The sequence below is a fragment of the Serratia sp. (in: enterobacteria) genome (assembly GCF_046715635.1).
Taxonomy (GTDB): Bacteria; Pseudomonadota; Gammaproteobacteria; order Enterobacterales; family Enterobacteriaceae; genus Chania.
In genome coordinates this window covers 1-19,064 of record NZ_JBKJYW010000317.1, presented here as the reverse complement: position 1 = coordinate 19,064, position 19,064 = coordinate 1, and the positions used below count along the sequence as shown (strand labels likewise).

17 protein-coding genes are annotated in these 19,064 nt (G+C 53.8%); 7 read left to right on the top strand and 10 right to left on the bottom strand.

Going from position 1 to position 19,064, the window contains the following annotated elements:
* Positions 1–118: 118 nt before the first annotated feature.
* Together proP and ACLQ7H_RS16390 are read right to left on the bottom strand one after the other, a co-directional pair.
* Positions 119–1,621, bottom strand: coding sequence for a glycine betaine/L-proline transporter ProP (proP, locus tag ACLQ7H_RS16395; protein WP_411753588.1), 1,503 nt, complete (start codon positions 1,619–1,621; stop codon positions 119–121).
* A gap of 435 nt (positions 1,622–2,056) precedes the next feature.
* Entirely contained in the window at positions 2,057–2,470 is a 414-nt protein-coding gene (locus ACLQ7H_RS16390) for an Exc2 family lipoprotein (RefSeq protein ID WP_411753587.1), read from the bottom strand.
* A 144-nt stretch (positions 2,471–2,614) separates the two neighbouring features.
* On the opposite strand from ACLQ7H_RS16390, the gene ACLQ7H_RS16385 reads away from it, so the two are divergent.
* From ACLQ7H_RS16385 to ACLQ7H_RS16375, 3 genes are all read left to right on the top strand, one after another.
* Positions 2,615–2,920 carry a hypothetical protein gene (locus tag ACLQ7H_RS16385; protein WP_411753586.1) on the top strand — a complete coding sequence of 102 codons (306 nt, stop codon included), beginning with the start codon at positions 2,615–2,617 and terminating at the stop codon, positions 2,918–2,920.
* A gap of 124 nt (positions 2,921–3,044) precedes the next feature.
* Positions 3,045–3,548 carry a YlaC family protein gene (locus ACLQ7H_RS16380; RefSeq protein WP_411753585.1) on the top strand — a complete coding sequence of 168 codons (504 nt, stop codon included), beginning with the start codon at positions 3,045–3,047 and terminating at the stop codon, positions 3,546–3,548.
* A 68-nt stretch (positions 3,549–3,616) separates the two neighbouring features.
* On the top strand, positions 3,617–3,748 hold the full coding sequence (locus ACLQ7H_RS16375; RefSeq protein WP_411753584.1) for a hypothetical protein: 132 nt from the start codon (positions 3,617–3,619) through the stop codon (positions 3,746–3,748).
* A gap of 424 nt (positions 3,749–4,172) precedes the next feature.
* On the opposite strand, the gene ACLQ7H_RS16370 is transcribed toward ACLQ7H_RS16375, so the two are convergent.
* The 3 genes from ACLQ7H_RS16370 to mdoC all read right to left on the bottom strand — a co-directional run bounded on the left by ACLQ7H_RS16370 (position 4,173) and on the right by mdoC (position 7,788).
* Positions 4,173–5,894, bottom strand: coding sequence for a potassium/proton antiporter (locus ACLQ7H_RS16370; RefSeq protein ID WP_411753583.1), 1,722 nt, complete (start codon positions 5,892–5,894; stop codon positions 4,173–4,175).
* A 276-nt stretch (positions 5,895–6,170) separates the two neighbouring features.
* The gene (locus ACLQ7H_RS16365) at positions 6,171–6,395 is read right to left on the bottom strand and encodes a hypothetical protein (RefSeq protein WP_411753582.1); all 225 of its coding nucleotides are present in this window, start codon (positions 6,393–6,395) and stop codon (positions 6,171–6,173) included.
* Between the two features lie 265 nt (positions 6,396–6,660).
* Complete coding sequence (mdoC, locus tag ACLQ7H_RS16360) at positions 6,661–7,788, bottom strand: glucans biosynthesis protein MdoC (protein WP_411753581.1); 1,128 nt, start codon at positions 7,786–7,788, stop codon at positions 6,661–6,663.
* A gap of 254 nt (positions 7,789–8,042) precedes the next feature.
* Here mdoC and ACLQ7H_RS16355 point away from each other — a divergent pair, with 254 nt between their 5' ends.
* The 3 genes from ACLQ7H_RS16355 (at position 8,043) to ACLQ7H_RS16345 (ending at position 12,487) form a co-directional block, all read left to right on the top strand.
* On the top strand, positions 8,043–9,611 hold the full coding sequence (locus tag ACLQ7H_RS16355; RefSeq protein WP_411753580.1) for a glucan biosynthesis protein G: 1,569 nt from the start codon (positions 8,043–8,045) through the stop codon (positions 9,609–9,611).
* Positions 9,604–12,165 carry a glucans biosynthesis glucosyltransferase MdoH gene (gene mdoH, locus ACLQ7H_RS16350; RefSeq protein ID WP_411753579.1) on the top strand — a complete coding sequence of 854 codons (2,562 nt, stop codon included), beginning with the start codon at positions 9,604–9,606 and terminating at the stop codon, positions 12,163–12,165. The genes ACLQ7H_RS16355 and mdoH overlap by 8 nt, the downstream gene beginning before the upstream one ends.
* A gap of 82 nt (positions 12,166–12,247) precedes the next feature.
* Complete coding sequence (locus ACLQ7H_RS16345) at positions 12,248–12,487, top strand: YceK/YidQ family lipoprotein (protein ID WP_411753578.1); 240 nt, start codon at positions 12,248–12,250, stop codon at positions 12,485–12,487.
* A gap of 3 nt (positions 12,488–12,490) precedes the next feature.
* Here the strand turns inward: ACLQ7H_RS16345 and ACLQ7H_RS16340 are convergent, their stop codons facing one another.
* Positions 12,491–13,039, bottom strand: a complete 549-nt coding sequence (locus ACLQ7H_RS16340) for an N-acetyltransferase family protein (protein ID WP_411753577.1) — start codon at positions 13,037–13,039, stop codon at positions 12,491–12,493.
* Positions 13,040–13,136: 97 nt separating this feature from the next.
* Positions 13,137–13,514: a MysB family protein gene (locus tag ACLQ7H_RS16335; protein WP_411753663.1), complete on the bottom strand. Its 378-nt coding sequence runs from the start codon at positions 13,512–13,514 to the stop codon at positions 13,137–13,139.
* 174 nt (positions 13,515–13,688) lie between these two features.
* Between ACLQ7H_RS16335 and leuA the strand changes: the two genes are divergently transcribed.
* A complete protein-coding gene (gene leuA / locus ACLQ7H_RS16330; RefSeq protein WP_411753576.1) occupies positions 13,689–15,356 on the top strand; it encodes a 2-isopropylmalate synthase in 1,668 nt (555 codons plus the stop codon).
* On the opposite strand, the gene ACLQ7H_RS16325 is transcribed toward leuA, so the two are convergent.
* The 3 genes from ACLQ7H_RS16325 to ACLQ7H_RS16315 all read right to left on the bottom strand — a co-directional run.
* Entirely contained in the window at positions 15,328–16,128 is an 801-nt protein-coding gene (locus ACLQ7H_RS16325) for an AraC family transcriptional regulator (RefSeq protein WP_411753575.1), read from the bottom strand. The genes leuA and ACLQ7H_RS16325 overlap by 29 nt on opposite strands.
* Before the next feature lie 353 nt (positions 16,129–16,481).
* Positions 16,482–18,035, bottom strand: a complete 1,554-nt coding sequence (locus ACLQ7H_RS16320) for a peptide MFS transporter (protein ID WP_411753574.1) — start codon at positions 18,033–18,035, stop codon at positions 16,482–16,484.
* Positions 18,036–18,512: 477 nt separating this feature from the next.
* On the bottom strand, positions 18,513–19,064 hold a 552-nt coding region (locus tag ACLQ7H_RS16315; protein WP_411753573.1), incomplete at its 5' end, for an MFS transporter.

Below are 19,064 nucleotides of genomic sequence, written 5' to 3'. Positions count from 1 at the left end.
AAGTTGAACGAATCAGCGGACAAAATCTGAACCGACTCAAACTGCACCTGTTGAGAGTAATAAAAAGGCCAGAGTCGTTATGCTAACGAGCTCTGGCCTGTTTGTTCACCGTGGAGCATTAATCCAGTTTTGGATGCTGGTCGATCAGCGTTTGCTTTTTCTTCTCCAAATCGGCGATTTGCTGGCTGATATCTTCCACTTTCTGCTCGATATTATCGTAAGTTTCCTGCAGCAGCTCTTTGGCTTCCGAGCGGTCAGAAGCGGCTGGGGCAGCACCACGCAACGGTTTGTTGGCCGTCTCTTTCATATACAGGCCGGTAACCAGACCAATCGCAGCCACCACCATCAGATAGTAGGCTGGCATATACAAGTTGCCGGTGGATTCAACCAGCCAGGCGACCAGCGTCGGCGTAGCACCCGCAATCAGTACCGAGATATTAAATGAAATGGCCAACGCACTGTAACGGATGTGGGTGGGGAACATCGCAGGAAGTATTGATGCCATCACCCCGATAAAGGAATTGAGCAACACCGCCAGTATCAGCAGGCCAACAAAAATCAGGCCAATAACGTTACTGTTGATCAAAATAAAGCTGGGGATGGCCAGCAACAGCAGGCCGACGCTACCGCCAATGATGAATGGCTTACGGCCAATGCGGTCGCTGGTCAGGCCAACCAACGGCTGAACGAACAGCATCCCGAGCATGATGGCAATGATGATCAGCACGCCGTGGTCTTCGGAATAGTGCAGGTTATGCGACAGGTAGCTTGGCATGTAGGTCAACAGCATGTAGTAGGTCACGTTGGTCGAGATTACAATACCTACGCACACCAGCAGGCTTCTCCAGTGCTTGGTAGCGATCTCTTTGAACGAGGTTTTCGGCGGGTTCTCAATTGCCGCACGGTCGTTCTGTTCCATTTTGTCCATATGCTGTTGGAACGCTGGCGTTTCTTCCAAGGCGTGGCGCAAATACAGGCCAATCACACCCAGCGGCGCAGCCAGGAAGAACGGAATACGCCAGCCCCAGTCGAGGAAGTTGGCCTCGCCCACGATGCTGGAGATGAGTACCACTACACCAGCCCCTAATACGAAGCCGGCGATGGAGCCAAAGTCGAGCCAACTGCCCATAAATCCGCGTTTACGGTCGGGTGAATACTCGGCCACAAAAATGGCTGCGCCAGAATACTCCCCACCAACGGAGAAGCCCTGTGCCAGTTTGGCCAGCAACAGCAGAATCGGTGCCCAGATACCAATAGAGGCGTGGGACGGGATCAGGCCGATACAGAAGGTGCTGATCGCCATAATAATGATGGTGATGGATAAGACTTTCTGGCGACCGAATTTATCGCCCATGGCGCCGAAGAAGACGCCGCCCAAAGGGCGTACCAGGAAAGGAACCGAGAAGGTGGCCAGTGCGGCGATCATTTGAACGCCAGGCGAGGCGCCAGGGAAGAACACCTGGCCCAGTGCGTAGGCGACAAAGCCGTAAACACCGAAGTCAAACCATTCCATGGCGTTGCCTAATGCGGCGGCGGTAATGGCTTTTTTTAACTTGCTGTCATCAATAATTGTGATGTCATTAATCTGTAGTGGTTTATGCTTTTTTTTTCTTAGCTTCATAAATCATCCCATGCAAAATTGATCGTCGGCGAGTTCGTCAGCCCGCTCATTTTTATTGGTCAAGATATCAGTCAGGCTAATGTCACCTCTTTTTTGAAGTTCGTCCTTGTGGTTTTTTTTCTGAGATTCTCATCACAATAAATAGGGTTTTAAACAAAAAATGTCATCCTTAGGATTAGTTTTTCTTGTCATATAGCTTAGCGTTATCTGGGGTTTGAATCAAATTGAGTAAAAAATGTTATGTTTTTCAGCGACTTTTGCGGCAGGGTGGTCTGAGGGATGGGTCGATTTTTATCAACACAGGGTGTTAAAAAGTGTTCACTATGTCCCCGAACACCTGTCTTCGATGTCCCCGAACCGTACAGGGATGATGCAGAGTTAAGGCCCCCTCACAGATGCAAGAGCTGGGGGCGGTGCTGCTAGCAGGTCGCTCGGTTAAGGCTTGCCGTCATAGCCATCCCAGTAAGTGGCAATAGCATTTTCGAGCAGGATCTCGCGCTGTTTTTTCGGCGAGTCAGCCGTATAGGATTGATTAAACATCGTCGCCTTTTGCTCTGACTCAGGTAAAAAATCAGGGCTGCGGAACCCATTCACCCTTTGCTGTGCCTGTTCGCGGGTCAGTCCATCCTGGCGATCTTTTTTGCCTATCTGATAAAACTGCTCAAAGAATGGGATGGCGGCTTTCGTCGATTTTGAGATATCGGTGCGCGTATCGGGGCCGAAATGCGCCTCCGCCAACTGGAAGGTGGCATGGCGGGCGTGTCTTTCAACGCTGTTTTGTGAGGCGGTGCAGGCGCAAAGCAACAGCGCGGCAAGCAACGGGATTGAACGATAACGTTTTGATGGCATGTGATGCTCCTTATTGTCGGTATTTAAGGTCCCAGAGGATGCCCCGCTATTCTATCCCAGTAGCAACATATTGAAACCCATCATGATAGCGCAACCCTTGCTACACTTATTACAGGCAGCGTTGCCTGGCTAGTGGAGGTGGATATGTCTGATACCGAACTGCTTCAAGTACTTTTGCAGCGTATAGAGGCATTAGAGGCCCGCGAACAGGCACTCACTGCGGCTTCCAATGCTTACCAGGCGATCATAACCACCTTATTGGGCAATATGGATAAAACCGCGTGCGACAAAGTGATCTCGATGATCGATCAGGCACATGAAATCGCCTATGTGCGTGCCGCGCAACGCTGTAACGAACCGCAGAAACGTAAAATCAAGCAGGCGGATGATGTGGCACAACGTATGTTTATGGTCGCGCAGGGACAGGGAAGGGCATCACAGTCACGCTGATTCAAGCTATAACAGTTTGCCACGATTAATGCAGGAATTGATCTACCTCAATAAACTGTCATTGTGATAGCTTGAGCTAAGATTGGTGATGGTAACGATGCGCTTAGGCATTAAGGTTAGGGCGATGGATACGATTAAGAACATCCTGGTTGCAGAGATAGAACGGATTAATCAGCGGGAAGGGCGTGATGGTAAGCCGCGTTTCAACAGCGAGTTTGCACGTACCCACCGTTGGCTGTGTTTTGCCATGTTTGCTGGCTATTTTGCGGTGATTGCGGTGATGTACCCGGTGCCCTACATGGGGCTGTATTCATTCCTGGGTTTTACTGCCTTTGTGCTGTTTATGTTTGCCATGTTGCTGATTGAAATCAAACCGGTTTACCGCTTCGAGGATATCGGCGTGCTGGATCTGCGAGTCTGTTACAATGGGGAATGGTACTTTACGCGCGCACTGTCGCCGCAGGCCATCCAGGCACTGTTGAACGAACCTACGGTGAGTTCGGTGTTGAAAACCCGTATGCAGGAAATTATCGCCAATAAGGGCGAGATTGATTTCTATGACGTTTATGATTTGGCCTATGCTAAAAGGTTAGCCACTCCGCCAGCGCCGCAGGCCGTACTGAGCTGAAGGGTTGCACCGGTGCTGATGTTGGCTATAATACCGCTTGGTGATAAGACTATTCTCAGGAAATAGCGATGAGTGATGATATTTTTGATTTTGACATTGATGCTGAATTAGCCAAAGCAGAAAAAAATGCGGCGCAGAAGGCTAGGGAAGTTCCTGAACTCCTTGAGGATGAGGAAGACTGCGAAGGCTGCAAAATCTGATCTGATTGCCAAAAAAAACTGCTACGGCGGTTTTTTTATGCTCGTTCGCCAGGCATTGCTTCAATCCAGCACAAAACCCCAGACCAACAGCCCAGCCACGGTGATGAGGCACAGGGCAGAAACGGTCAGCAGTACCTTTCCCAGTAAGTCTTTCTCTTGTTGTTTTTGCATCAGATTGCATCATCCAAGTAGTATTCGATGAACCAAATCGGCGATACCCAAATCCAGTAAGGCAACGCTCAAAGCGATGATGGCCAAGATTGAAAAGAATTTCGCTTTGTTGCTCAAAATATTATCCGGCGGTTGAGGTACCGCAAACGGCCCACCTCAACGCTGAGGTGGGCATTAATGATAATGACTGTCATTATGAGTTTTGCGGGCCGGATTAGTTCCCGCTACCGAGTGGTTAATCGCGATTAGCGGGTTAATCGGTAACGATCTTGACGCCTATTTTACTGATCTGATTAGCATCCATCTCCGCGATAGTCCAGGTCAAACCATCCCATTCCACCTGATCCCCCACCACGGCTTCGCCCCCGATTAACCGGGTGACGAACTGGCCGAGCGTTTGCTGATCGTCCACGCCGTCTTGCAGATTCAGGCCGTAGACCTGTGAGATATCACTCAGACGCGCATCGGATTGCAGAATGAAATCACCGAAGAACCGCTCATCCAGCGTAACCGTAGGCGCCTGGCTGAACAGTTTACCCAGCGCCGGCAGATCGTGTTCATGGCCAATAACGCACAGGGTATCGCCCGCAAGCAAGCGGGTACTACCGCTCGGATGTAACAGCTCTTTGCCACGGAACAGGGCGGCAATATGTGTTCCCTGCGGCATCTTGAGTTCACGCAGCGCTGCGCCAACGCACCAGTTCTCGGCGTTGAGCTGATAGACAAACTGCTCCCATTGGTTTTCCTGGTGGACATCCAGCCCCACGCGTGAAATCGGGGCTAATGCCGGTGGCACCACCACCTTGGCCTTTTTGGCGGCAAAGGACAGCGAGGTGCCCTGCAACAGCAGTGAAACCAACACGACAAAGAACGCTACGTTAAAGAACAGATTGGCATTGGGTAGCCCGGCCATCATCGGGAATACTGCCAGGATCACCGGCACCGCGCCGCGTAACCCCACCCAGGAGATAAACATGCGTTCGCGCAGGTTGAAGTTGCGAAACGGCAGCAGGCCGATAAACACCGAAATCGGGCGGGCAAACAGGATCATCCACAGCGAGAGCAGCAGGGCGGGGATGGCGATAGGCAATAGGTCGTGCGGGTTAAGTAACAGCCCCAGCACCAGGAACATGCCGATCTGGCTCAACCAGGCCAGGCCGTCGAAGGTTTGCACAATGCCGTGGTAGTTACGGATTGGGCGGTGACCCAGCAGCAGGCCGCACAGATAGACTGCCAGAATGCCGCTGCCATCCAGGGCGGTGGTCAGCGCAAAGATTAAAATGCCACCGCTCACGGCCAGCAGTGGATACAACCCTTCTGCCAGCTTGATGTGATTGATCAGCGTCAACAGCAACCAGCCGCCGCCCAGGCCGAGCACGATGCCCATGCCGAACTGCTGCAATAGATGGACGATGAACATCCAGCTTAACGAGGTTTCGCCAGCGGAAATCATGGCAATCAGGGTGATGGTTAAAAACACCGCCATGGGATCGTTGCTGCCGGACTCAATTTCCAGCGTAGCGCTGACACGCTCGTTCAACCCTTTGCCACCTAGCAGTGAAAATACCGCTGCCGCATCGGTCGAGCCAATAATGGCGCCGATCAACAGCCCTTGGATCAAATCGAGGTTAAATAGCCAGGCGGCAGCCATGCCAGTCAGACCCGCGGTGATCAGTACGCCGAGGGTGGCCAGAGACAATGCGGGCCATAGTGCGACACGGAAGGAGCTGACGCGGGTACGCATACCACCGTCGAGCAGGATCACGGCCAAAGCCAGGTTGCTGACCAGATAGGCGGCGGGATAGTTATCGAAGGCGATGCCACCAGGGCCGTCAACACCGGCCAGCATGCCTATCGCCAGGAAGATCACCAGAATGGGAATACCCAGGCGTGAAGAGAAAGAACTGAGCAGAATACTTGCTCCCACCAACACGGCACCGATGATGAACAAGCTATTGATCGTGCTGGCATCCAAAATAATGTTCTCCTGCGAGTTGAGCTAAATGGGGGGAGTAAAAGCATAGACACCAGGTCATAATAGCCTGTTTTTCCTGTGCAACGCCAAGGCTGATTGCCAAAAAATTGTGCCATTATGGCTACTTGTCGCAAAATTTGATGAAAAGACAAATGAAATGTGGGTATTTCGGATTTTGTGCCTATTTATCAGCTGATTGAGGATGGCGGGAAACAGATTATTGATGAAAAACCATTAATCCCCCAGCAGGAGGCTTAATGGTTTGCATGCGGGAGGTTAGTGATCGAGTGATTGCAGGGCACGCTTGATTAATTCGGCTGACAGTTTCCTTTCGGCCTCAGAGATCCCGTCCAGGTTGAGGCTGGAAAGCTCGGTTACCAATACGCTACGATCTTTGCCGCTGATGGAAGAATCCAGCGCGGACAGCAGTCTGCCCAAGATTTTCAGTAGTGTGGCGTTTTCTGCTACGGCTTCGGTTGCCGCGGTGGGTTTATCGGTCATTAAAATCCTCTCTGTCGTGACGGAAGGGAAATGTTACCGGCGCACGCGATGGTGATGCGCCATCCCTTAGGGTTCGTGAGCCCAATCGCTACCGTAAGGCAGGGATGTGGATTTTTTCTTATGCACTGTAGTTATAACAACTCACCGCAATATGCTCCAGCACAACTTTGCATCAGCGGGTCGCGATAGGCTGATCAACATGTGCGCTGAGCATCGCTCAATTATAGCTAAGCGGGCGCAGCATGCGGCGCCCGTGCACAGGAGGTTAGGCTTTGCCGGAGAACAGGAAGCGTAATAGGGGAATGCGCTTGTGCAGCTCATATAACAGGAAGGCGCAGGCAAAGACGAATACCAGACCCAACAGGAAACCCAGCAGATTATTGTCGATCAGCGGAGTCACGAAGGCCCCGTATATCAGCGTCAGGGGATGGTGAACCAGATAGATGAACAGTGAAGCGTTAACCAGATAGGTGATGCGGGGCGAATGGAAATCGAGCAGCGCATGGCCAAATGAGAACACCACGTTGGCCATCAGGACCCCGAGTACGGCTTTGATCATGATTTCCAGTTCAAACCCAAAGCTGCTGTGCGCCAGCAGTTTCTGGTTGAGCATGTAGGCAAGCAACAGCAGCAGCGAGCCCAGTACGGCTGGCCATGAGGGCTTGAGGAACACCGCTTTCAGCCATGGATATTTGAAGGCGTAAGCCCCCACAATGAAGAACGGCAGGTAGAACAGGGTTTCCATCACCACAAAGTTGAACAAACCGTTAGACAGTAAATGTGGGGCGGTGATTAAAACAACGCGATGAAATACGCCGTATATAAAGGCATACAATAACAACCACAATGAGATATTGCTGAGATTGGTCATTTTATTTATCGGCCGCGGTGCCATCGGCGTTTTTATCGCCTTAATTTTTTTAAACAGATAAAAACAGGCGCAGGTCAATAAGCATAAGGTTAATAAAAACCACAGATGGGAAACCAGCTCCCAAACCGCCACGTTTATTTTTTGATAGAGGGTAAAATCATCCCAGCCGGTTAATTTATCGGTGAAGTTCTTGAGTAAAAAGAACTGCGGCAAGGTAATCAACGGGATAGAACTCAGCAGCGGTATGGCAACCCGCTCCAGGCGTACCTTCAACCAGCGGTGGCTGTCATAGCGTTCGTACAGCATGTAGGAGAAGTAGCCGGAGATGATGAAGAACACCTGCATGCGAAAGGCGTGAATAAAGTCGTTGAGAACCGTCAGCGAAAACGACGGGGTCACGCTGTTAACCGCCCACGAATGGCTGGAGTAAATCAGAGAAAGATGAAAAGGAATGCCGAGTAGCATCAAATAGGCTCGAATCGAATCCAGGAAAAACTCGCGCTGGTTAGTGCCGTTAGTCATAGGTTACCGCTGGTGGTTGTATCTGGGGGGAGTGTAAACCCGCTTAATAAGTCGGCAATGGGGTAATCGTAAACACAAACCCTACTATAGCGACCGACATTTTTCCATAGCGTCTTGGAGCACAGCTTGCTACGCTGCACAACTGCTTAAACTCTAAGCCGTAAACATCAGCACACGTTTATCATGTTGTCGGCGAGCTGAATAATCCATTAATATGGATTTTGAATATTTTGAGCACACGAATAGGGGGGGATGTGCTAGTAAATCTATTATCAAAAAAACCACGCGCCACGAGCGTACGTTGGTTAGGTGCTACCGTTTTATGCACGTTGTTGAGTTCGCAGGCATGGGCTTTTTCTATCGACGATGTGGCCAAACAGGCCCAGGATCTGGCGGGAAAAGGCTTTGAAGCCCCGAAGAGCAACCTTCCTTCTCAGTTTCGCGATATGAAGTTCGCGGACTATCAGCAGATACAGTTCAACCACGACAAAGCCGTATGGAACAAGCTGAAAACCCCTTTCAAGCTTGAGTTCTACCATCAAGGGATGTACTTCGACACGCCGGTCACCATCAATGAGGTCACGGCCAGCACCGTCAAAGAGATCAAATACAGCCCGGACTATTTCAACTTTGGCCCCGTCAAGCACGATCCCGATTCGGTGAAGAAACTCGGTTTCGCCGGGTTTAAAGTGCTCTATCCGGTCAACAGTGCGGATAAGAACGACGAAATCATGAGTATGCTGGGTGCCAGCTATTTCCGTGTGGTGGGCAAAGGGCAGGTTTATGGGCTTTCTGCGCGTGGGTTGGCGATTGATACCGCCTTGCCATCTGGCGAAGAATTCCCGCGTTTCCGCGAGTTCTGGATCGAACGTCCCAAGCAGGGCGATAAGCATCTGGTGATTTATGCCTTGCTGGATTCTCCACGAGCCACCGGCGCATACCGTTTTGTGGTTTACCCCGGCCGCGATACCACGGTAGATGTCCAGTCCAAAGTGTTCCTGCGCGATAAAGTTGGCAAGCTGGGTATGGCGCCGTTGACCAGCATGTTCCTGTTTGGGCCGAGCAATCCTTCGCCAACGCTGAATTACCGCCCGGCGCTGCATGACTCCAACGGTCTGTCTATCCATGCTGGTAATGGCGAGTGGATCTGGCGTCCGCTGAACAATCCTAAGCACCTATCTGTCAGCACTTACAGCATCGAAAACCCGAAAGGTTTTGGTCTGCTGCAGCGTGGCCGTGATTTCCGTGACTACCAAGACTTGGACGATCGTTACGATCTGCGTCCAAGCGCCTGGGTTGAGCCGCGCGGCGATTGGGGCAAGGGCAAGGTTGAGCTGGTAGAGATCCCAACTGCGGATGAAACCAACGATAACATCGTGGCGTTCTGGACGCCGGACGTGTTGCCAGATGCGAAAACGCCGCTGGTATTGAACTACCGCCTGCACTTCACCCGCGATGAAGAGAAGCTGCATTCGCAGGATATCGGCTATGTGGGTAAAACCATGCGTTCAACCGGTGATGTGAAACAGTCAAACCTGATCCGCGAGCCGGACGGTAGCGTGGCGTTCCTGGTTGACTTCGTCGGCCCGGCACTGAAAGCGCTGGATGCCAATACGCCGGTAGCTGCTCAGATCAGCATTGGTGACAACGGCGAAATGGTGGAAAACAGCGTCCGCTATAACCCGGTAACCAAAGGCTGGCGTTTGACGGTGCGTTTGAAAGTGAAAGACGAGAAAAAGCCGGTAGAAATGCGTGCTGCGTTGGTCAACGGTGACAAGACCCTGTCGGAAACCTGGAGCTATCAGCTACCTGCCAATGAATAAGTTTACTGAAACTGCCCAGGAATATCTTGCGGCAATGCCCCTGACCGATGAGCGGTCAGGGGCGCTCAAACAACAATCGATGGACAGCGATATCCCGGCACTGGAGGCTTTGCATCGTCAGATGGGGGCCTCTGATGTCAATGCGGCGTCGCTGCCCGCCGATGACATTGCCCTGGCCTCGGTCAAGGCGCGCATCAGCCAGGCTTGGCCGGATGCCGTCGATGACGACGATTTTGATTGTGACCCGCAAGGGCGCACCATCCTGAAAGCCACGCCGCCGGTAAAACGTACCACCATGTTTCCCGAGGCCTGGCGCACCAACCCGGTGGGGCGTTTCTGGGATTCTCTGCTGGGCCGTAAGACGCACAATCGTCATGCCAGCAAAGAAGAAGCAGAGGCGGAAAACCGCTGGCGTATCGTCGGTTCAATGCGCCGTTACGTGCTGTTGATCCTGATGCTGGTGCAAACCGGCATCGCCACCTGGTACATGAAGACCATTCTGCCTTATCAGGGCTGGGCGCTGATCGATCCTATCGCCATGTGGGATCAGGATCTTATGCAGTCGATGTTGCAACTGTTACCTTATCTTTTGCAGACCGGCATTCTGATCCTGTTTGCTATTCTGTTCTGTTGGGTCTCTGCCGGTTTCTGGACGGCGCTGATGGGATTCCTGCAGCTGTTGATCGGCAAAGATAAATACAGTATTTCTTCGACCATCAAAGGCGATGAGCCGATCGATGCGGCGCACCGTACCGCGTTGATCATGCCGATCTGTAACGAAGACGTCGAACGGGTCTTTGCCGGGCTGCGGGCAACCTATGAGTCGGTGAAGGCGACCGGTCAGCTTGAGCATTTCGATATCTATGTGCTGAGCGACAGTTACGATCCCGATATCTGCGTCGCCGAACAGAAAGCCTGGATGGAGCTGTGCCGCGATGTTGAGGGGCACGGGCGCATCTTCTACCGTCGTCGCCGCCGCCGTGTGAAACGCAAGAGCGGCAACATCGACGATTTCTGCCGTCGTTGGGGCGGTGAGTATAGCTACATGGTGATCCTGGACGCGGACAGCGTGATGAGCGGCGAGTGCCTCACCGGCCTGGTACGCTTGATGGAAGCCAACCCGAACGCCGGTATCATCCAGTCTGCGCCAAAAGCCTCAGGCATGGATACGCTGTATGCACGTGTGCAGCAGTTCGCCACGCGCCTCTATGGCCCGTTGTTCACTGCTGGTCTGCACTTCTGGCAGTTGGGCGAATCCCACTACTGGGGTCATAACGCCATCATCCGGGTGAAACCCTTTATCGAGCACTGCGCGTTGGCACCGTTGCCAGGTGAAGGCTCGTTTGCCGGTTCCATCCTCTCCCATGACTTTGTAGAGGCCGCATTGATGCGTCGTGCTGGCTGGGGCGTGTGGATCGCCTATGATCTGCCGGGCAGTTATGAAGAGTTACCGCCTAACCTGCTTGACGAGCTGAAACGCGACCGCCGCTGGTGTCATGGTAACCTGATGAACTTCCGCCTGTTCCTGGTAAAAGGCATGCATCCGGTACACCGCGCGGTGTTCCTGACCGGGGTTATGTCCTACCTGTCGGCACCGTTGTGGTTTATGTTCCTGGCGCTGTCCACAGCGTTGCAGATAGTGCATACCCTGGTGGAGCCACAATACTTCCTGCAACCCCGGCAGTTGTTCCCGGTGTGGCCACAGTGGAAGCCAGAATTGGCTATTGCGCTATTCTCTACCACCATGGTGCTGCTGTTCTTGCCGAAGTTGCTGAGTATCGTGCTGGTCTGGGCGAAAGGGTCGAAGCAGTACGGCGGGCCGATCCGGCTGTTGATCTCCATGCTGATGGAAGTGATGTTCTCAGTGCTGTTGGCACCGGTGCGCATGCTGTTCCATACCGTGTTTGTGGTTAGCGCGTTCCTGGGCTGGGAAGTGGTGTGGAACTCGCCGCAGCGTGATGATGACGACACCCCGTGGGGCGAAGCCTTCAAACGTCACGGTTCGCAAATGCTGCTGGGGCTGGTTTGGGGCGGCGGCATGGCATTGCTGGATCTGAACTTCCTGTGGTGGCTGTCACCGATCGTCTTCTCGCTGATCCTGTCGCCGTTTGTTTCGGCGCTGTCGAGCCGGGCTACGCTCGGTCTCAAGAGCAAGCGAGCCAAGCTGTTCCTGATCCCGGAAGAGTACGATCCGCCGCGTGAGCTGGTTGCCACCGACACCTATCTGCACCTTAATCGCCAGCGTGCCTTGCGCAACGGCTTTATGCATGCAGCGGTGGACCCGTCTTACAACGCCTTGGCTGCCGCGCTGGCAACGGCTCGTCACCATCTGCGTACCATTATCGATCGGACGCGGGAAGAGCGGGTGAACGAGGCGCTGGAAGTAGGGCCAGAGAAGCTGGCGAAAGCCAAACGTCTTGAGCTGTTGAGCGATCCGGTAGCGTTGTCACGCCTGCATCAGCGTATTTGGCTGCTGCCGCAGGGCGAGGCTTGGCGTGAACATTATCGGCAGTTACCGCATAATGAACTGGCTCACCCCGTCGGCCAACGCTAACGGTTAGTATTCATTAAAGGGGAATGCGCACTGCGTGTTCCCCTTTTTCGTTTCACTCTCAACAAAGGCTTGGTTGTTGAAAATGGCTTCACTAGTCCGTCTGGCACTGTTGGCCACGATGATCACGGCATTATCTGGCTGCGGTAGTATTATCAGCCGTACGGTTCCTGGCGCAGGCCACGGACACCAATATTATCCAGGGGTGCAGTGGGATTTGCGTGATACCCCCTGGCGCAGCGTTATGGTGATTGATGTGCCGCTCTCGCTGGTGGTAGATACCTTTATGCTGCCGTTTGATGCGCAGCATGGGCCTTACGAATAGGTCTTAGTTGCCGGTGGCGAAGACTACTAACTGATAACTTTGGTTATTGCAGTCGAAAGTGGTCAACGCCGTCATCCCCAGGCCCGCAACATGGGCGGCCAGCGAGTGCGGGTTATCCTCGTTAACAAACAGCGCGCCAACGTCAAAATCCTGCTGAGTTCGCGCTTTGACCGCAGCAACCAACTGGCGTAGCACGCCTTTTCCCCGCCATTTGGCACTCAGGCATACCGGCCCATAGAGAAATACCCGCTGTTGATTCATTGCCCGGTCTTGAAACCGCTGCGTGGCCAATGTGTGCAGCATGGCATCCACTACCGGCGGTCGGGGTTGGGCGTTGGTTTGCATCAGGCAGACAAACCCAGCCAACTGCTCATCCTCAGTGGCGATCAAGATACCCAGGCCATTATTGATGCTTGCCAGCTGTTTTTCACTCATCTGCGAAACGATAAAACCTTGTTGCCGCTGCAGGGGGGTAAGTTGCTCTGGCGTGTTTTCCGCCTGGAGGGCCAAAATTGCGGGATAGTCACCGGGAACGGCCTGTCTGATGAGCATGATACCTGCCTGTTTAAATATGGGGAGGATGCAGCATGCAACGTGTAGTCATGGTCGTCAAGGCGAGGGTGGGCAACCAGGCACCCACCCAACTGGCTTAACGTTCATCCCATTCGTCGGCCGCGCTCTGGCCCTCTTCGGTATCCAGCGGAGGGTCGAGCTGAAAATCACCTTCCTCCCACTCATGCAGCGTATTTTCGTTGATCCATTCTGCACGGATCTCAATCTCGTCGTAGTCACCGTCAAAAACGGCTTGGGCGGCAGCTCCGCTGCGCATCGTCATGCATTCGACGGACTCACCTTCTTCTTGAAAAAATTCCGCCTGCCACATCGTGTCGCCATCCAACATGATGTATTTTTGCAGGTTAAACTGTTGGGGTACCGGCGGCTCGTCATCATCGCCGCCTTCCGCCGTTTCGATAAACTCTTCGCGAGCGGCTTCGATTGCTTCTTCCAGCGTGGCGTACAGGCTCATGCTCATCTCCTTTTCAATCATCTTGGGGAACATCAGCATTAATTGTTGTCGCATCGCCGCAGGATGCAAATTTTTTGTTGTCCGTTTTGCGACGATGGTTGTCCATCAGCCGGGAGACGCGTGACCACGGGCAGGAAATAATGGCTACACCCTTTGGTCTGTAGGAGAATCAGGATGTTAGCCAACCCAGCAAGCAAGTATCGGCCGTTCCCGGCCATCGATTTACCCGATCGTCAGTGGCCGGGCCGCACCCAGCAACAGGCACCGCGCTGGTGTTCCAGCGATCTGCGTGACGGCAATCAGGCGTTGGCCGAGCCGATGGATAACGCTCGCAAGCTACAGTTTTACCAGTTGTTACTGTCCTGCGGGTTCAAGGAAATCGAGGTGGCATTTCCTTCCGCATCCCAAACCGACTTTGACTTCGTTCGTCACTTGATCGAGCAACGGCTGATCCCGGATGACGTTTCAATCCAGGTGCTGACACAGTCGCGCGACGATCTGATCGACCGCACGATGGAGTCGTTACTAGGGGCACCACGCGCCATTGTGCATCTGTATAACGCCACCGCCCCGATGTTTCGCGATATCGTCTTCAAGCAGGACAAGGCAGCCACCGTAGCGCTGGCGGTGAACGGAGCACGCCGCATTCGCCAATGGTGCGATCGGCATCCGGAAACTGACTGGTGTTTCGAATATTCGCCGGAGACCTTCTGCTTTACCGAACTGGAGTTTGTCCTGCGAATCTGTGAGGCGGTGGCGGACGTATGGCAACCCGAACGCCAGCGGCCCATGATCATCAACCTGCCGGCCACCGTGGAGATGAGTACCCCGAACATTTATGCCGACCAGATCGAATGGTTCTGTCGCCACTTCAGCCAGCGGCAGCAAGTGACCATTAGCGTGCATCCGCATAACGATCGTGGTACCGGTGTCGCTTGTGCCGAGCTGGCCATGCTGGCGGGGGCTGACCGGGTTGAAGGCTGCCTGTTTGGTAACGGCGAACGCACCGGTAATGTCGATCTGGTGACGTTAGCGCTTAATTTGTACACCCAGGGGATCGCCCCAGGGTTGGACTTCAGCCGGCTGAAAGAAGTGGTTGAAGTGGTGGAGCAGTGTAACCAGTTACCGGTGCATCCGCGGCATCCTTACGCTGGGGAGTTGGTGTTTACCGCGTTCTCTGGCTCGCATCAGGACGCTATCAAGAAAGGCTTTGCCGCCCAGCAGCAGCGTGAAGATGGGTTATGGCAGGTGCCTTATCTGCCGCTTGACCCGGCAGACGTGGGTTGCAGCTATGAGGCGGTGATCCGTGTTAACAGCCAGTCTGGCAAGAGCGGTGCTGCCTGGCTGCTGGAGCAGAATCATGGATTACGCCTGCCGCGTGGCTTGCAGATCGACTTCAGCAAAGTGGTACAACAGGCCACGGATGAAAGCGGCAAGGAAATGACGGTGGCGGAAATCTGGCGGTTGTTCCGCAACAGCTACGGATTGGTGGAACAGCCGCGCTTACAACTGCTCAGCTATCAAACGCAAAGCCAGGGTGGGGCGGCATACAGCTTTACGGCACAGGTGGCTCTGGCGGGGGAGCCAATGCAGTTGCAAGGCAGCGGTAACGGGCTGTTATCCAGCGCGGTGGACGCGTTGTGCCAGCGCTTTGGCCTGGTGCTGGCTATCGACGATTACCATGAACACACCTTGGGCCATCAGAGCCATAGCCGGGCAGTAACCTATATCCGGTGTACTCCAGCAAGGGGAGAGGCAACTTACGGTGTGGGGATTGACACCGACTCGGCCAGCGCCTCGCTGCAGGCATTGTTCAACGTGGCTGGCCGCTGTTTGCCGTGATAGCTGGCTGAGCCTGGGTAAAATAGGTGCTGGGGGAAACGCCAAGCAGGCGGCGGAACATGGCGCTAAACGCGCTGGGGCTGTCATAGCCCAGATCCAAAGCCACTTCCAGCACCGATCTTCCGGCAGCCAGGGCGTTGAGCGCCGCCAGCAGGCGGGCACGACGTACCCAGTCACTAAAGCGTAGGCCGGTCTCACGTTGGAAACGACGGGATAGCGTACGGCCACTGACGTTGATGTGTTGCGCCGCCAGCTCCAACTCCCATGGTTGCGCCAATGATTGCTGAATATGCTGGCACAGGGCCAATAAGACACCATCGCGTGGCTCGGGAAGATGCAGGGGCAGGATCGGCAGCAGACGCAACTCATCAAGGATCAGTTCCATAATACGCTCTTCGCGTCCGCCGGGCCGGTAACCGGGCTGAATATTCATTGCGCTGATAATCAGTTCACGCAATAAGGGGGAAATTTGCACCACCTGGCACTGAGCGGGCAAATCGGCGCGAGCCAGGGGATCGACGAACAGCGTGCGCGCCGCCACGTTACCGCTAAAACGCAGGTTATGTTCCACTTTGGCCGGTAACCAGACGCCACGGCCTGGGGGGACGACCCAACTGCCTACGCGCGTATTCACCTGCACCACGCCGCTGAGGCCATGGATCAGTTGAGCGCAGCTGTGGCAGTGATCCGGTTCGCAATCACCATCCTGATAGTCCTTTGAAAATGGCACGATAGACTGATTCTCTGGGAGAACATCGACGTTAAACAGCATTGTTCCTCCTCTGGAGCCTGATGATGTGTCTGTTGCAGCATGCCATGTCTTGCGGCTACCGCAAAGCGCATTTCCGGTAGACGATGGATGCTGTAGGCAAGTTGCAACACGTTTGTTTCCCCTCACCCCAACCCTCTCCCAAAGGGCGAGGGGGCAGGCATGGAGTTGTGTTCAGGTGCAGACGTTAATCTGTACCGGTGGGATGTTGACGACGAAAATTGTAGCCAAGTGGTAGCACCATCGGTTCCCTCTCCTGGGGGAGAGGGTTAGGGTGAGGGGGCATTTTCTCATCATGGCAGGCATAAAAAAAGCCAGCGCTTGGCGCTGGCTTAAGGCTGATTACTTAGTGTCTATCAGGCGTGCGTGACCGGTTTGTCACCGCTTTTACCCTGGGTGTTTTCCAGCATGCGGCGGATCGGAACGATTAGCAGGATAAGCACGGCGGCACAGATCACCAGCGCAATAGAGCAGCGGGCGAACAGGGTTGGCAGCATATCCAACTGATCCGCTTTCACATGGCCACCGATCAAGCCGGCGGCCAGGTTGCCCAACGCGCTGGCACAGAACCACAGGCCCATCATCTGGCCACGCATTCTATCCGGTGCCAGTAGCGTCATGGTTGCCAGCCCAATCGGGCTGAGGCAAAGCTCACCCAGCGTCAGCATCAGGATACTGCCTACCAGCCACATCGGTGACACGCCAGCGCCGCCATTGCCCAACACTTGTTGCGCGGCCAGCATCATCAGGCCAAAGCCTGCGGCGGCAAACAGAATACCAATCACGAATTTGGTGATGCTGCTCAGGCGGATTTTGTTACGAGCCAGAGCCGGCCAGGCCCAACTGAAGATTGGCGCCAACAGGATAATGAACAGTGCGTTAATCGATTGGAACCATACCGCCGGGATCTCGAAGTCGCCGATCATGCGGTTGGTGTAATCGTTAGCGAACAGGTTGAACGAGGTCGGTTTCTGTTCGAAGGCCGACCAGAAGAAGGCGGCAGAAATCAGCAGGATAAAACAGACCAGCAGACGCGCACGCTCTTTGCGGCTCAGCCCGGCAAAGAAGAACAGATAGATAAAGTACAGCGTGACCGAGGCGGCGATGACGTAAACCAGCATGCTGGCAACGGCGACCGGGTTAATCACGATGATGCCTTGAGAGATCATAATCACGATCGCGGCAACGCCCACGGCCAGCGCAATCAGCCAGCCACCCACGCCATTTTTCTTGGCAACCGGGCTATTCCAGGTTGAATCAAGGCCCACTTCACTGTCATAGCGCTTCATGGCCGGTACGGCAAACACCCGGAAGATCACCAAAGCCACCAACATCCCGATACCACCGATGCCGAAGCCCCAGTGCCAACCGTGTGAACGGATCAGCCAGCCGGAGATCAGCGGGGCAATAAAGGAGCCCATGTTGATGCCCATGTAGAACAGCGAGAACCCACCGTCACGGCGCGCATCACCTTTCTTGTACAGGGTACCGACCATTACCGAGATACAGGTTTTGAACAGGCCGGAACCGAGCACGATAAACATCAGGCCGACGAAGAACAGGTCGTTGCCCATAAAAGCGGACAAGGCTATCGACAGATGGCCCAAAGCGATCAGGATCGAACCGTACCAAACGGCTTTTTGCTGGCCGAGCCAGTTATCGGCTAACCAGCCACCCGGCAGTGCCGCCAGGTACATACTGCCAGCAAAGATACCGACGATCGCCGAGGCGTTTTCGCGCGCCAACCCCATCCCGCCGTCATAAACCGTGGCGGCCATAAACAGGATCAGTAACGGACGAATGCCATAAAACGAGAAGCGCTCCCACATTTCAGTGAAGAACAGCGAGCCGAGAGGATATGGATGGCCGAGGAACGTCCGGCTTTCTTTCTGATTAACAGAGGATTGCATAAAGTCTTCCCAATATAATGTGCTGCGCGCAGGCAGCAGATACTGTGGTATGTCTGTGTCTGTAAGCGAGGAAATCCCGCTGATGCGGATTACCTGACAAAACCTCAGCCGCAGCGCCTATTAAGCTTAAAAACCCTGCAGGCCATTTTATTCACTTGGTCAGAATGTTACTTCTGGCGTGATATTATTTAACCATTTGATAACTGAATGGTGGCTTTGTCTAGTACCTGTATCCCATTTTTTAGACGAAAAGTCGACAAACATCTCCTTTATTGGTTTTTATGTTGGTTGAGACGTTATTTTCATTGACAGGTGGTTTATTGCTCTGCGTGTGATTTTTTTGTCTAAAAACAAGGTGTTAATAATATTATTCTTAGAGATTAGGGCAGCGTCGCAGCGGGAGGGTAACAATAATAAAAGTAAGGGAAACGGGGCTTGGGGGATATTTATCAGAACAACTGGCGATAAATAGCGCTATTACTCTTCCTGTAACGTATCTTCACGCATTCTCGCTGGACGCCGTTGCAGACACCACCAAGAATAGAACGCGTTAAATAGCACTACCAGCGCCGTCATGCAAAATACCGCGCGGAATCCATAGCTGGCGGAAACGGCAGCGCCTAGCAGTGGGCCGCTGACGTTGCCGATATCACGGAAAGATTGGTTATAGCTGAATATTCGCCCGGCAACCTGATTGGTACAGTTGTAGATCAGCAAGGTTTGCACCGCAGGCAGTAGTGCGCCATCGGCAGCGCCGAGCAGGAAGCGCAATACGCCGAGTTGCCAAGGCGTCTGGACAAAGGCCATCGGGATCAGCAACAGCACGGAAATCACCAGCATAAACACCAGAATACGCTCCGGACCGATCCTGTCGCCCAGCTTGCCCAGCCGTGGCGCACTCATCAAGGCGGCAACGCCGGGCACCGAGGCGATCAACCCACTGACAAACGCCAGGCTGCTGATGTTACCCGCCAGTTCACGCACGTAAAGCGTCAGGATAGGGGCAATCGAGCCGGTAGCGATTTGGAT